At 67.7% G+C, this 12,827-nt stretch carries 12 protein-coding genes; 11 read left to right on the top strand and 1 reads right to left on the bottom strand.

Annotated elements, in window-relative coordinates; translation table 11 throughout:
* The first annotated feature begins 5 nt into the window (after positions 1–5).
* The 3 genes from grcC1 (at position 6) to EXE63_RS10150 (ending at position 2,558) form a co-directional block, all read left to right on the top strand.
* Positions 6–1,013: a nonaprenyl/(2E,6E)-farnesyl/geranylgeranyl diphosphat synthase gene (grcC1, locus tag EXE63_RS10160; protein WP_168141838.1), complete on the top strand. Its 1,008-nt coding sequence runs from the start codon at positions 6–8 to the stop codon at positions 1,011–1,013.
* A gap of 61 nt (positions 1,014–1,074) precedes the next feature.
* A complete protein-coding gene (htpX, locus tag EXE63_RS10155) occupies positions 1,075–1,950 on the top strand; it encodes a zinc metalloprotease HtpX (RefSeq protein WP_168141837.1) in 876 nt (291 codons plus the stop codon).
* Between the two features lie 71 nt (positions 1,951–2,021).
* Positions 2,022–2,558: a hypothetical protein gene (locus EXE63_RS10150; RefSeq protein ID WP_105365585.1), complete on the top strand. Its 537-nt coding sequence runs from the start codon at positions 2,022–2,024 to the stop codon at positions 2,556–2,558.
* A gap of 9 nt (positions 2,559–2,567) precedes the next feature.
* Here the strand turns inward: EXE63_RS10150 and EXE63_RS10145 are convergent, their stop codons facing one another.
* On the bottom strand, positions 2,568–3,593 hold the full coding sequence (locus tag EXE63_RS10145) for an NAD(P)H-dependent glycerol-3-phosphate dehydrogenase (protein ID WP_168141836.1): 1,026 nt from the start codon (positions 3,591–3,593) through the stop codon (positions 2,568–2,570).
* A gap of 355 nt (positions 3,594–3,948) precedes the next feature.
* Between EXE63_RS10145 and EXE63_RS10140 the strand changes: the two genes are divergently transcribed.
* The 8 genes from EXE63_RS10140 to EXE63_RS10105 are packed head-to-tail and all read left to right on the top strand — an operon-like array spanning position 3,949 to position 12,824.
* Positions 3,949–4,794 carry an MlaE family ABC transporter permease gene (locus EXE63_RS10140; protein WP_234904433.1) on the top strand — a complete coding sequence of 282 codons (846 nt, stop codon included), beginning with the start codon at positions 3,949–3,951 and terminating at the stop codon, positions 4,792–4,794.
* Between the two features lie 14 nt (positions 4,795–4,808).
* Positions 4,809–5,636: an ABC transporter permease gene (locus EXE63_RS10135; protein ID WP_168145498.1), complete on the top strand. Its 828-nt coding sequence runs from the start codon at positions 4,809–4,811 to the stop codon at positions 5,634–5,636.
* Positions 5,637–7,187, top strand: a complete 1,551-nt coding sequence (locus EXE63_RS10130; protein WP_168141835.1) for an MlaD family protein — start codon at positions 5,637–5,639, stop codon at positions 7,185–7,187.
* Positions 7,184–8,239, top strand: a complete 1,056-nt coding sequence (locus EXE63_RS10125; RefSeq protein ID WP_168141834.1) for an MCE family protein — start codon at positions 7,184–7,186, stop codon at positions 8,237–8,239. The genes EXE63_RS10130 and EXE63_RS10125 overlap by 4 nt, the downstream gene beginning before the upstream one ends.
* Complete coding sequence (locus EXE63_RS10120) at positions 8,232–9,269, top strand: MCE family protein (protein WP_168141833.1); 1,038 nt, start codon at positions 8,232–8,234, stop codon at positions 9,267–9,269. The genes EXE63_RS10125 and EXE63_RS10120 overlap by 8 nt, the downstream gene beginning before the upstream one ends.
* Entirely contained in the window at positions 9,266–10,384 is a 1,119-nt protein-coding gene (locus tag EXE63_RS10115; RefSeq protein WP_168141832.1) for an MCE family protein, read from the top strand. The genes EXE63_RS10120 and EXE63_RS10115 overlap by 4 nt, the downstream gene beginning before the upstream one ends.
* Positions 10,381–11,577, top strand: coding sequence for an MlaD family protein (locus EXE63_RS10110; protein WP_168141831.1), 1,197 nt, complete (start codon positions 10,381–10,383; stop codon positions 11,575–11,577). Before EXE63_RS10115 ends, EXE63_RS10110 begins: the two co-directional genes overlap by 4 nt.
* Positions 11,574–12,824, top strand: a complete 1,251-nt coding sequence (locus EXE63_RS10105) for an MlaD family protein (protein ID WP_168141830.1) — start codon at positions 11,574–11,576, stop codon at positions 12,822–12,824. Before EXE63_RS10110 ends, EXE63_RS10105 begins: the two co-directional genes overlap by 4 nt.
* Positions 12,825–12,827: the final 3 nt, after the last annotated feature.

The raw sequence follows: 12,827 nt of genomic DNA, 5'->3' as shown, positions 1-12,827 counted from the left end.
GACGCATGAGGACACCGGCGAGCGTGGTGGCGGGGGTGGACTTCGGGGATCCCGAATTCGCCGCGCAGGTGCGCGACGGAGTGGCGCGCGTCGAAGATCTGATGGCCACCGAGCTGGGCAAGGCAGATGAGCTGATGGCCGAGGCCGTCCAGCATCTGTTCCAGGCCGGCGGCAAGCGGTTCCGGCCGCTGTTCACCGTGCTGTCGGGGTCGCTGGGGCCACGCCCCGAGGACGACGACGTCACCATCGCCGGCGCCGTGATCGAGCTGGTGCACCTGGCCACGCTCTATCACGACGATGTGATGGACGAGGCCCAGGTGCGCCGCGGTGCGGACAGCGCCAACGCGCGCTGGGGCAACAACATCGCGATCCTGGCCGGCGATTACCTGTTCGCGACGGCGTCGCGGCTGGTGTCGCGGCTCGGCCCGGACGCGGTGCGGGTGATTGCGGACACATTCGCCCAGCTGGTGACGGGCCAGATGCGCGAGACCCGCGGCGCCGCCGGCGGTACCGACGAGATCGAGCACTACCTCAAGGTGGTCTACGAGAAGACTGCCTGCCTGATCTCCGCGTCGGGCCGTTTCGGTGCCACCTTCTCCGGTGCCGGCGAGGAGCAGATCGAGCGGCTGTCCCGGCTGGGCGGCATCGTCGGGACGGCGTTTCAGATCTCCGACGACATCATCGACATCGACAGCGATCCCGACGAGTCCGGCAAGGTCCCGGGCACTGACCTGCGCGAGGGCGTGCACACCCTGCCGGTGCTGTACGCCCTGCGCGAGTCCGGCCCCGACGCCGAGCGACTGCGGGTGCTGCTGGCCCAGCCGATCGAGGACGATGACGAGGTCGCCGAGGCGCTGACTCTGCTGCGCCGGTCCCCGGGCATGGCGCGCGCCAAGGAGACGGTGCGCGAATACGCGGTGCGGGCGCGCGAGGAGCTGGACAACCTGCCCGAGGGTCCCGGCCGGGCTGCGCTGGCCACGCTGGTGGACTACACCGTCAACCGGCACGGGTAGCCGGAACCTACGGGGGTCGACCGGCGTTACATCAGCGAAGGCTTTCGTAGGAGGAACTCTGATGACCTGGCATCCTCATGCCAACCGGATGAAGACCTTCGTGCTGCTCGTCAGCATGTCTGCGCTGATAGTTTTCATCGGTTCGCTGTTCGGGAACCCGTCGATCCTGTGGCTGTCGGTGCTGTTCGCCGTCGGCATGAACGCATATGTGTACTTCAACAGCGACAAGATGGCGCTGCGGGCGATGCATGCCCAGCCTGTCACCGAGATGCAGGCACCGGCGATGTACCGGATCGTCCGCGAGCTCGCGACCACCGCCCGCCAACCCATGCCGCGGCTGTATATCAGCGACACCGCCGCGCCCAACGCGTTCGCCACCGGCCGCAACCCGCGCAATGCCGCGGTGTGCTGCACCACCGGCATCCTGCAGATCCTCGACGAGCGGGAACTGCGTGCGGTGCTGGGCCATGAACTGTCCCATGTGTACAACCGCGACATCCTGATCTCCTGTGTGGCCGGCGCTCTCGCATCGGTCATCACCGCGCTGGCCAATATCGCCATGTTCGCCTCGATGTTCGGTGGTAATCGCGAGGGTGGCGCGAATCCGTTTGCGCTGCTGCTGGTTTCGCTGCTCGGGCCGATCGCGGCCACCGTGGTGAAGCTGGCCGTGTCACGCTCGCGGGAGTACCAGGCCGACCAGTCCGGCGCCGAGTTGACCGGGGATCCGCTGGCGCTGGCCAGCGCGCTGCGCAAGATCGCCTACGGCGTGCAGGCCGCGCCGCTGCCGCCCGAGCCGCAACTGGCCGACCAGGCGCACCTGATGATCGCCAACCCGTTCCGGGCGGGGGAGAAGATCGGCAAGCTGTTCTCCACCCACCCGCCCATCGAGGACCGCATCGCGCGTCTGGAGGCGATGGCCGGTCGCGGACCCCTGTGATTGCGGAGCGGCTACGTACGTGTTTCGTACGCGAGCGCGCCGAAATCACGGAGGTTGGCTAGGGTGTCGCCATGCGTATGCGAGGTCTGCTCTTCGTCACGGCGGCGGCTGCCGCCTTGAGCGCCCCGGCGATCGCGGGTGCCGAACCTGCGCCGCCGCCCCCACCGCCGCCGGGCCCGAACATCAATGCCTGGGAACTGGTCAAGCCCTCCGCCTACGCCGTCAACGACGGCACCATGTACGCCTTCACCGTGCCCGGCGACATCACCTGCGTGATGAGCCGCGGCACCGGTGGCTACGGCTGCAGTGGGCCGTTCCCGGCCGCCCCCAACGGCGCCAACGTGGTGTCCGGCGGGCAGGTGGGAGCCCCCGGTTTCGCGAACGCCGCCAACGCGATCTACGTCGGGGATCAGCCGGCCCAGCCGCTGCCCGCCAACTCGCGCATCGGTTTCCAGAATGTCAGCTGTGGCACCGACGGCGTGGTGACCGCGTGCCAGAACTCGTTCGACCAGTCCGGCTTCGTGATCAGCCCGGCAGGCAGCTACATCCTCAATCCGAGCAACCCGCTGCTGGACCGGCCCGAGGGCACCAACCCCTACTTCAACTGACGCAGGACGCTAGAAGCCCGCGCCGTGCACCTCGTGGCCGGGCTTTTCCAGCATCAGTCCGCGGTAGGCGTCCTCGACGGTGCAGCCGTGGTTGATCACCCCGTCGACCTCGCGTGCGATCGGCATCGGAATCCCGTATTGCTCGGAGAAATCCATGATCACCGATGACGCCTTCACGCCCTCGGCGACCTGGTTCATCGCCGCGATGATCTCCTCGACGGTCTTCCCGGACCCGAGCTGTTCGCCGACGTGGCGGTTGCGACTGCGCTGTGAGGTACAGGTGACGATCAGGTCGCCCATCCCGGCGAGGCCGCCGAAGGTGTCGCGATGCCCGCCCATGGCCACGCCCAGCTTGGACATCTCGGCCACCGCGCGGGCCATCACCATGGCGCGGGTGTTCTCCCCGATGCCCAGCGAGTAGCCCATTCCGACGGCGATCGCGTACACGTTCTTCAGCGCTCCGGCCATTTCGACGCCCACCACATCATCGGAGGTGTAGGTGCGGAAGCGCCTGGTGCGGAACAGGTCTGCCAGGTTGGCGGCCAGATGCTGGTCGGGCATGGCCAGCACGGCGGCGGCGGCGTAGCCCTCGGCGACCTCGCGGGCGATGTTCGGCCCGGCCAGAATTCCGGCGGGATGCCCGGGCAGCACCTCGTCGACGATCTGACTCATCCGTAGGTTGGTGCCCTGCTCCAGGCCCTTCACCAGGGAGACCACCGGAACCCAAGGTCGCAGCTCCAGGGCGAGTTCCTCGAGCACACCGCGGAACCCGTGCGACGGAACACCCATCACGATCACGTCGGCACTCTGTGCGGCCTCGCAGAAATCGGTGGTGGCCCGCAGGCCATCCGGCAGCGCCACCTCGTCGCCGAGATAGCGCGAGTTGCGGTGGTTGTCGTTGATGTCCTTGGCGGTGTCCTCGGATCGCACCCACTGCAGGGTCGGCGTGCGCCGCGCGCAGATGGTGGCCACGGTGGTGCCCCAGGACCCTCCGCCCAGGACGACGACGTTCGGTTCGCGTTGTGCAGGTGCCATCGGGTCAGCGTATTGCCGCGATCGTGCCGGTGACCGCAAGTTGCTGAACTGGCTCGGATGCGCGCGGGTGTGCCGGAGCGGGCGGCGTCCCGCCCCGAAGAACTGCCTGCTCGGAATAAGTTAACCCGCCATCCGCGATAGTGGAGAGTCCCGAGATGTGCGGATCGGCCACCTCGGTGCAGCTTGAGCGTATGAAGGCTCCCTGTTTGCCGCCGGTGCTACGCTGCACGCGCCAAATATGTGAATGAGAATTCTCAAAACGTTGACGCCGATGGAACCGCGGCGATACCGTGCCAAGCATTGCGAGTGATCGGGCCCGGGGGTGGTCGCGGCTCGCTACCGGGAGGGAAGCGCTTTGCCCATTCAGCGCGCGACCGACGGGCTCGCTGCCATCGAGCACTGGACCGACGGTTACGTCCGGCGCCATCCGGTGGCGTCGCTGCGCACCGTCGGTGATCAGTTCGTGCTCGGCGTGCGCACCCTGCAGCATCTGTTCGTCGACCTGTTCACCGGACAGTTCCAGTGGCAGGAGTTCATCCGGCAGGGCGCGTTCATGGCCGGCACCGCGGTGATTCCCACCGTGCTGGTGGCGCTGCCGATCGGGGTCACCCTCTCCATCCAGTTCGCGCTGTTGGCCGGGCAGGTCGGCGCGACGTCCCTGGCCGGCGCGGCCAGCGGTCTGGCCGTCATCCGCCAGGCCGCATCGCTGACCGCGGCCGTGCTCATGGCCGCGGCGGTGGGGTCGGCGATCACCGCCGACCTCGGCTCGCGCACCATGCGCGAGGAAACCGACGCGATGGAAGTCATGGGAGTCTCGGTGATCCGGCGACTGGTGGTGCCGCGATTCGCGGCCGCCGTCATGATCGGCGTCGCGCTCACCGGCGTGGTGTGTTTCGTCGGCTTCCTGGCCAGCTTCCTGTTCAACGTGTACTTCCAGAACGGCGCCCCGGGCAGCTTCGTGGCGACCTTCGCGTCGTTCGCGACCACCGGTGACATGGTCATCGCGCTGGTGAAGGCGGTGATCTTCGGTGCCATCGTCGCCATCGTCTCGTGTCAGAAGGGGTTGTCCACCGCGGGCGGGCCGACCGGGGTGGCCAACTCGGTGAACGCGGCGGTGGTCGAATCGATCCTGCTGCTCATGGTGGTCAACGTGGCGGTCAGCCAGCTCTACATCATGCTGTTCCCGAGGGTCGGGCTGTGACGGCCTCGACCTTCATGGGGCCGTGGGCCAGAGGCCTGCGGCGAAGCGCCGTTCCGGTGATCCGCATCGGGCACATGCTGGTGTTCTTCGTGCGGGCGGTGGCCGGCGTCCCGGTGGCGCTGCGGCACTACCGTGGTGAGTTCGTCCGGCTGCTCTCCGACATCGCTTGGGGCAACGGGTCTCTGGTGGTCGGTGGCGGCACCGCCGGGGTGGCGGTGGTGCTGGGCATCACCGTCGGCGCGCTGGTGGGCATCGAGGGCTACAACTTCTTGGACCTGCTGGGGCTGGGCCCGGCGACCGGCATCATCTCCTCGTTGGTGAACACCCGCGAGCTGGCGCCGATCGCGGCCTCGCTGGCGTTCGCGACGCAGGCGGGCTGCCGCTTCACCGCGCAGCTGGGTTCGATGCGCATCGCCGAAGAGGTGGACGCGCTGGACGCCCTGGCGATCCGCCCGATCCCGTATCTGGTGACCACCCGCCTGATGGCCTCGGTGATCGCGGTGATCCCGCTCTACGTGGTGGTGCTGGCGGTCAGCTACCTGACCACCCAGGTGGTGGTCTTTCTGATCAGCGGCGGATCGACCGGCTCCTATCTGCACTACTTCAGCCTGATGCTCTCCGGTCAGGACATTCTCTTCTCGGTGCTCAAGACCGTGATCTTCGTGTGGATCGCGTCAACAGTGCAGTGCTACTACGGTTTCTACGCCTCCGGCGGTCCGGTCGGTGTGGGCGTCGCCGCCGGCCATGCCATGCGGGCCAGTATCACCGTGGTGATCATCGTCAACATGCTGCTCACCATGGCGCTGTGGACGGTCGATTCCGGCGCCAGGTTCGGCGGGTAGATGCCGAACTCGATCGAGACCGACGGACGCGGGCTCTCCGACCGCCAGCTGCTCGCCACCGGCATCGCGATTCTGCTTGTGGCGGGGATGGTTTCGGCAGCTCTACTGGTCAAGGCGACCGGCAGGCTGGACGCCCGGGTGCCGGTGGTGGCCACCCTGATCAACGTCGGTGACGGCCTGCCGCAACGTTCCGACGTGAAGTACCACGGGGTGCTCGTCGGCATGGTCGACGATGTCACGCCGGCGGCCAACGGCGACCCGAACTTCGTGCGGATCGACCTCAAACCCGAATACGCGGCCTCGATCCCGAACACGGTGACCGCGCGGGTGGTGCCCAGCAACGTATTCGCGGTCTCCTCGGTGCAGCTCGTCGACCGTGGCCCCGGGCCGGCGATCACCGCGGGGGCGCAGATTCCCGAGGACACCGAGCTGCCGACCGTGCTGTTCCAGACCACCATCAGCAAGCTGCGCGACATCCTGGCCGCCACCGGCCGCGGGCGTGAGGACAAGACCATCGGAGTGCTGGCCGCCATCAACGCGGCCACCGAGCACCGTCGCACCGAATTACTGAGCAGCGGAGCGCAATTGAACCGTTTGGTGGACCAGCTGGATGCCATCGTGGCGACCGAGCCGGGGCCCTCCACGGTGTCGGCGCTCATCGACGCGGCCACGGGCCTGCAGAGCACGGCACCCGAACTTCTCGACGCGCTGCACGTCGCGGTGGCGCCGATGCAGACCCTGGTGGAGCAGCGGGCGCAGCTCACGTCGCTGGTCAACGGAGGACTCAACACCATGGGCACCACACACACGGCGCTGGGCAATCACACCGACCGACTGGTGCAGATCACCTCCGATCTCACCCCGGTGCTCGGCCAGCTCGCCGACACCTCTCATCACTGGGTGCCGGCGTTCGTGAAGCTGAATCAACTGTCGGACAAGTTCTTCGACCACGTGTGGATCTCCGATCTGGACACCGGCAACATGCGGGTGAACCTCTCGTTCACGCCCTCGCACACCTATACCCGCGCCGACTGCCCGCAGTACGCCGGGCTCAAGGGGCCCAGCTGTTTCACCGCGCCACTCGTGCCGACCCGCCCCGAGCTGCCCGATGTCCTGCTGCCGCAGAACTATCAGCCGCCCGCGGATCTGCTGCCGCCGGTCGGGACGGTGCCGGGTGCCGACGGTAACCTCGCCGCGACCGGGCCGCCGCTGGTCGTGCCGAACCCCAGCCTCGCCGATCCCAATCCGCCGCTGCCGACATGGATGGCACCTGCTGCGCCGGTGCCCGGCACCGCCAATCCGGCGCTGGCGCCGACCCCACCGCCGCCAGTGCCGCTGTCACCCCTGGCGCCGGTGGCACCCCGTCCGGGGCCGCCGCTCGCGGCCGAGGCCGCACCCGCGTCGTTCGGGGGCAACGTGGGGCCGGTCGGTAGTCCGCAGGAACGCGACGTGCTGAGCGCGGCCATCGGTCGACCCGCGAGCCCGGCGACTCAACTGCTGCTGGGTCCGGTCGCCCGCGGCACCACCGTGTCAGTAGGGGGAGCCCGGTGACGTATCGCGGACCGATGATCGGCCTGTCTCTGTTCATGGCCGTGGCCATCACGTTGACCTGGCTGGTCTATGTCACGCTGCGTCGCGACGTCGCCGGCGACACCGTCGGCTACACCGCGGTGATCTCCGACGTGTTCGGCTTGCGCGAGGGCGATGACGTCCGGATGGCCGGTGTGCGGGTGGGCCGCGTCGAGAAGATCGAGTTGCAGGGCGATGTGGCGAAGGTGTCCTTCGTGGTGCAGAGCGATCAGCAACTGCTCGGCACCACCGTCGCGTCGGTTACCTACCAGAACATCGTCGGTCAGCGCTATCTCGGTCTGTCGCTCGGTGAGACCGGCGAGCCGCAGGCGTTGCCGCCGGGCAGTGAGATCCCGCTGGAGCGTACCGATCCGTCCTTCGATGTCGGGGCGCTGCTCAACGGGTACGAGCCATTGTTCAGTGCGCTCAACCCGACCGACGCCGACAACCTCACCAAAGGCGTCATCGAATCCCTGCAGGGCGACCGTGCCTCGGTCGTCACCCTCGTCGATGAGACTGCGCGACTGACCGATTCGTTCGCCGGGCAGGACCAGCAGCTCGGGCAGGTGATCACCGACCTCAACGTCGTGGTGACCAATCTCGCCCAGCACAACGACAGCCTGGACGAGGTCATCACCCAGACCCGGGGGGTGGTGTCCGCCTTCGATGCGCGGCGCCCCGAACTCGTCGACTCGATGGGATCCATCACCGCGGTGGTGCGCCAGCTGTCCACCATCGCCGACGAGGTGTACCCCTCGCTGAACGAGTTGGTGGTCCGCGAACCGGGATTCGCCCAGCACCTGGTGAGCATCGAACCGCAGCTCGCCTTCACCGGCGCCAACCTTCCGTTGCTGCTCAAAGGGTTTGCGCGAATCACCAACGAGGGCGCCTACGCCAACAGCTACGCGTGCGACCTGAACGCCACCGGCTTCTTCCCGGGTCTCAACGACGTGACACCGATCATCGTCGACGCGGCGACCCCCGGCGAGGGGGCCCACTACACACCGAGGTGCAGGAACATGGCCAATGGCTGACGGACGGAGAGGGTGGCGCCGGCCGCTGCTCAGCTGGGACCGGACCTGGCTGGGCATGACCGCCATCGCCGTGGTCACCGTGCTGATCGGGGCGATGCTGGCCGTGAAGGTCGCCGATATCGGCTACCGCAGCTACACGGCGCACTTCCTGCAGGCTGCGGCGCTCAAGACCGGCAACCCGGTCACCGTGGCGGGCATCCCGGTCGGCGAGGTGACGGATATGACGTTGGCCGGCGACCATGTCGAAGCACAGCTCAAGGTGCGCAACGATGTCGTCCTCGGGCAGGACTCCCGGGCGATCATCAAGGTCACCACCATCCTCGGCTCCCGGTACCTGGCGTTGCAGCCGGCCGGGCCGGGATCGCTGCCGGACAACACCTTCGGGCTCAGCCGGACCGAGGTTCCCTATGATCTGCAGGAGGCGCTGGCCGATGTCACCACCACCTACGAACAGGTGGACACCGACCAATTCGCCCAGACCTTGGGCATTCTCGGCGAGCAGATGCACGGTCTGCCCGAGGTGGTGCCCCAGGCCTTGACCAACACGCACACTCTGTCGACGATCATCGCCGACCGCCGCGACCAGTTGGGCTCGCTGCTCAAGACCACCGAACTGGTCAGCACCACGCTGCGGCGACAGCAGTCGGCGATCGGCGCGCTGGTCACGCAGGGCAACGATCTGGTCGGTGAGTTCGTCGCCCGGCGGGCGTCCTTCCGCGCGCTGATGGCCGCGCTGACGAATCTGGTGGAGACACTGAGCGGCATCGTCATCGACGACCGGCCGGAACTGGAGAACCTGCTCGTCAATCTCCGCGAACTGTCCGACATGCTGGGCCAGCACGACGATCTGCTGCGCAGCACCCTGCAGGCCGGCCCGGTGGCGCTGCGTGGGCTGACCAATGCCACGGGTACCGGCAACGCGGTGGACCTCAATGTGTCCAACGGGCTGCTGATCGACTCGTGGATGTGCGCGATCAGCGGCCGGGCCGAACAGTTCGGGATGATCGAGTACTTCCAGGACTGCAAATGAGGCGGCCATCGGTGACGGTCCTCGCGGTCGGCGCCATCGCGGTGATCGTGGCGGCGGTGGCCGTCGGCGTCGGCTGGTCCTACGTCCGCGACCAGGTCGACACCATCCGCGTCACCGCCCAGTTCGACAGTGCGGCCGGTCTCTACGAGGGCAACGTCGTTGCCGTGCTGGGAATGCCGGTCGGCAAGGTCGAGACGATCACCGCCAAGGGCGGATATGTCGAGGTCGAGTTCAGCGTGGACAAGGACGTCGCGGTACCCGCCGACGTGCAGGCCGTCACCATCTCGAACTCCATCCTCACCGACCGGCAGATCGAGCTGACCCCGCCCTACCGGGGTGGTCCGACCCTGCAGAACCACGACACCATCGGACTGAACCGCACCAAGACACCGGTCGAATTCGCCCGCGTGCTCGATGTCCTGGACAAGCTCTCGGCATCGCTGCACGGTGACGGCGCGGGCAACGGCCCGGTCGCCGATCTGGTCAACGCGTCGGCCGCGATCGCCGACGGTAACGGTCAGCAGATGAAGGACGCACTCGGCGAGCTGTCGAACGCGTTGCGGCTCAGCGCCGATCGCGGCACCCTGACCGGCGATCAACTGACCACCAGCATCCGCAACCTGAGCTCGTTGTTCGAGGCCACCGCCCGCAACGACGCGACCCTGCGGGAGTTCGGCTCGTCGGTGAACCAGCTCAGCCAGATCCTGGCCGATGAGCAGTTCGGCACCGGCGCCACCGGCAAGAAGCTCAACGATGTCATCACCCAGGTCGGTGAGGTGCTGGCCACCCACCGCGATGCGGTCAAGAAGATCATCCTCAACGGCAACACCGCGGTGACCACCACCGTCGACCATCGCCGCGATCTCGCCGAGTTCCTCGATCTGACCCCCATGACCCTGGACAACCTGTACAACATCGTCGACCAGCGAAACGGCTCGGCGCGGGTGCACGTCCTGGTGGACAAGGTGCTCTTCGACTCCCAGACCGTCAAAGAGATGTGCAACATGATGGGCCTGCGCCAATTGGGTTGCAGCACCGGCACGATGCAGGACTTCGGACCGGACTTCGGGCTGTCCTACATGCTCGACGGTATGGCCGCGATGGGGCAGAAGTGAGCGCGCGGCTGCCCAGGTCCGTCCTGCCGCTGGCCGTCGCGGCCTGCCTGACCGTCGCCGGCTGTGCGACGGAAGGGTTGGCCAGCCTGCCGCTTCCGGCGCCCGGGGTGGGTGCGGGCGGCTACGAGCTGACCGCCGTGTTCGGCAACGCGCTCAACCTGCCCGCCAACGCGAAGGTGAAGCTCGCCGGCGCCGATATCGGGCAGGTGGAGTCGATGGTGGCCCGCCACTACACCGCCGTCACCACCCTGCGCATTCTCGACGGTGTCCAGCTACCACAGGGCAGCACGGCCGAATTGCGTTCCGCGACACCGCTGGGCGATGTGTTCGTCGCGATCAAGCCGCCCACGCCCACGGCGCCGAGCGCGGTGCTGCTGCGCGACGGTGACACCATCGGTCTGGATTCCACGACCGCGGCCGCGACGGTGGAGTCGCTGCTGAGTGCCGCCGCGGTCATGGTCAACGGGGGTGCGGTGCGCAACCTCACCAACATCATCAACGGCGCGGGCAAGGCGACCGGCGATCAGGGGCAGGCCTTCGGCGATCTGATCGCCAAGACCAACCACACCCTGAGCACCCTGAACGCCCGCTCCGATCAGATCTCCACGGCGCTGACCGAGACCTCGGGGCTACTGGGTGAGATCGAGGCCAAGAATGACACCATCGGCGAACTGATGGACGCTGCGGGCCCGGCCACCGAGACGCTGGCCGCGCACACCACCCAGATCACCGATCTCGTCCAGCTGATCGGTGACACATCGGTGCAGCTGCAGAAGTTCCCGTCCATCGCGGGCACCGATACCAGCGGGCGCAGCGCGATCGCCGATATCAACAGCGTGGCGGGTGCATGGAATGATGTCGCGCTGGCGCCCGATGCCAGCCTGTACTCGCTCAACCGGCTGATGCCCGCCCTGGTCAAAGCCACTGCCAGCAACGCGATCTCGACGAGAGCGAGCATCGACCGGCTGGTGCTGGGTTCGATCCCCGATATCGGGTTCGCCGGTGATCCGGGGCTGCACGGTCCCAAGCGCTACAACTGGCACCAACTGGTCGGCTCCCTGCAGTACACCCTGCTGCGGTTGCAGGAACGCGTCGTCGGGCGCGGGCCGGGCGTTCCGCAGGTTCCGGTGATCCCGAGTCCGACCGAACCGGGTCAGATCATTCCGGCACCCGCACCGCAGGCCCCCCGATGATCGCCGGCCTGGCCGACGTCCTGGTCGGCGTGGTCCGCGCCGGGCACCGCAAACGGGCGTGGCTGTCCGCGGGGGCCTTGGCGATGACGTTCGTCGTCGCCACCGGCTATCTGTTGGTCGGCGCGCTGCGGGTCAATCCGTTCGACTCGGACTACCGAGTCACCGTGCAATTGTCCGAATCGGCGGGGCTGCTGCCCAACCAGGACGTCACGCTGCGCGGGGTGCCGGTGGGCAAGGTCGAGCGCCTCGACATCACCGCGGCCGGTGTGGACGCGGTGATCACCGTGAAATCGTCTGCGCCCATCCCGATGTCGAGCGATGTGCGGGTGTCCGGGCTGTCGCCGGCCGGTGAGCAGTACATCGATTTCGTGGCTTCCTCGAACGAGGGGCCGTTCCTGGGCGACGGCAGCATCGTCGAGCAGGGGCGCGCGACGGTGCCGGTGAGCCTGGCCGATCTGCTGGCCCACGCCGACGGCGCACTGGCCCAGGTGGACACCGGGAAGCTGGACATCATCCGGCGTGAGCTGAGCCTCAGCGAGCACGGCCCGCAGAAGCTCGCCGACATCATCGACGGCGGTACGTTCCTGCTGTCCACCCTGGATTCGGTGCTCCCGGAGACCACCAGCCTGCTGCGCACCAGCCAATCGGTGTTCACCCTGGCCGCCGACAAGAATGCCGGAATCGACGTGGCGGCAGACCATCTCGCGGCCACCCTCGACGGTGTCAGCCGGATGCGGGAGGGCTACCGTCGGCTCACCGATCAGGCGCCGGGCGCGCTCACCGATATCGACAACCTGTTCGCCGACAACTCCGACACCATGGTGCAGTTGCTCGGCAACCTCACCACCACATCGAGGCTGCTGTACCTGCGGGTGCCCGCGCTCAACGCACTGTTCCCGAACCACCGCACCTCGGTGCTGGACGCGCTGGGAAGCGTCATGCACGACAACGGGTTGTGGGCGACCGGCGACATCTACCCGCGGTATGCCTGCGATTACGGAACGCCGCGTCGCCCGCCGTCCTCGGCGGACTACCCCGAGCCGTACATGTACACCTACTGCCGCGATGACCACCCCGGCGTTCTGGTGCGGGGGGCCAAGAACGCACCGCGTCCCGCCGGGGACGACACCGCCGGTCCACCGCCCGGTGCGGACCTCGGCCGCACGACGGACCCGACGCCCAAGGGCCGGTTCACCATTCCCACGCCGTACGGCGGCCCGGTACTGCCGATCGAACCGCCCCGCTGAGAT

The sequence above is a fragment of the Mycolicibacterium frederiksbergense genome (assembly GCF_012223425.1).
Taxonomy (GTDB): Bacteria; Actinomycetota; Actinomycetes; order Mycobacteriales; family Mycobacteriaceae; genus Mycobacterium; species Mycobacterium frederiksbergense.
This window is presented reverse-complemented; position numbering and strand designations above follow the sequence as displayed.

Bases quoted from the DNA above. Each gene is read 5' to 3' on its own strand.
- grcC1 (WP_168141838.1), top strand. From the start codon at position 6: ATGAGGACACCGGCGAGCGTGGTGGCGGGGGTGGACTTCGGGGATCCC.
- htpX (WP_168141837.1), top strand. From the start codon at position 1,075: ATGACCTGGCATCCTCATGCCAACCGGATGAAGACCTTCGTGCTGCTC.
- EXE63_RS10150 (WP_105365585.1), top strand. From the start codon at position 2,022: ATGCGTATGCGAGGTCTGCTCTTCGTCACGGCGGCGGCTGCCGCCTTG.
- EXE63_RS10145 (WP_168141836.1), bottom strand. From the start codon at position 3,593: ATGGCACCTGCACAACGCGAACCGAACGTCGTCGTCCTGGGCGGAGGG.
- EXE63_RS10135 (WP_168145498.1), top strand. From the start codon at position 4,809: ATGGGGCCGTGGGCCAGAGGCCTGCGGCGAAGCGCCGTTCCGGTGATC.
- EXE63_RS10130 (WP_168141835.1), top strand. From the start codon at position 5,637: ATGCCGAACTCGATCGAGACCGACGGACGCGGGCTCTCCGACCGCCAG.
- EXE63_RS10120 (WP_168141833.1), top strand. From the start codon at position 8,232: ATGGCTGACGGACGGAGAGGGTGGCGCCGGCCGCTGCTCAGCTGGGAC.
- EXE63_RS10115 (WP_168141832.1), top strand. From the start codon at position 9,266: ATGAGGCGGCCATCGGTGACGGTCCTCGCGGTCGGCGCCATCGCGGTG.
- EXE63_RS10105 (WP_168141830.1), top strand. From the start codon at position 11,574: ATGATCGCCGGCCTGGCCGACGTCCTGGTCGGCGTGGTCCGCGCCGGG.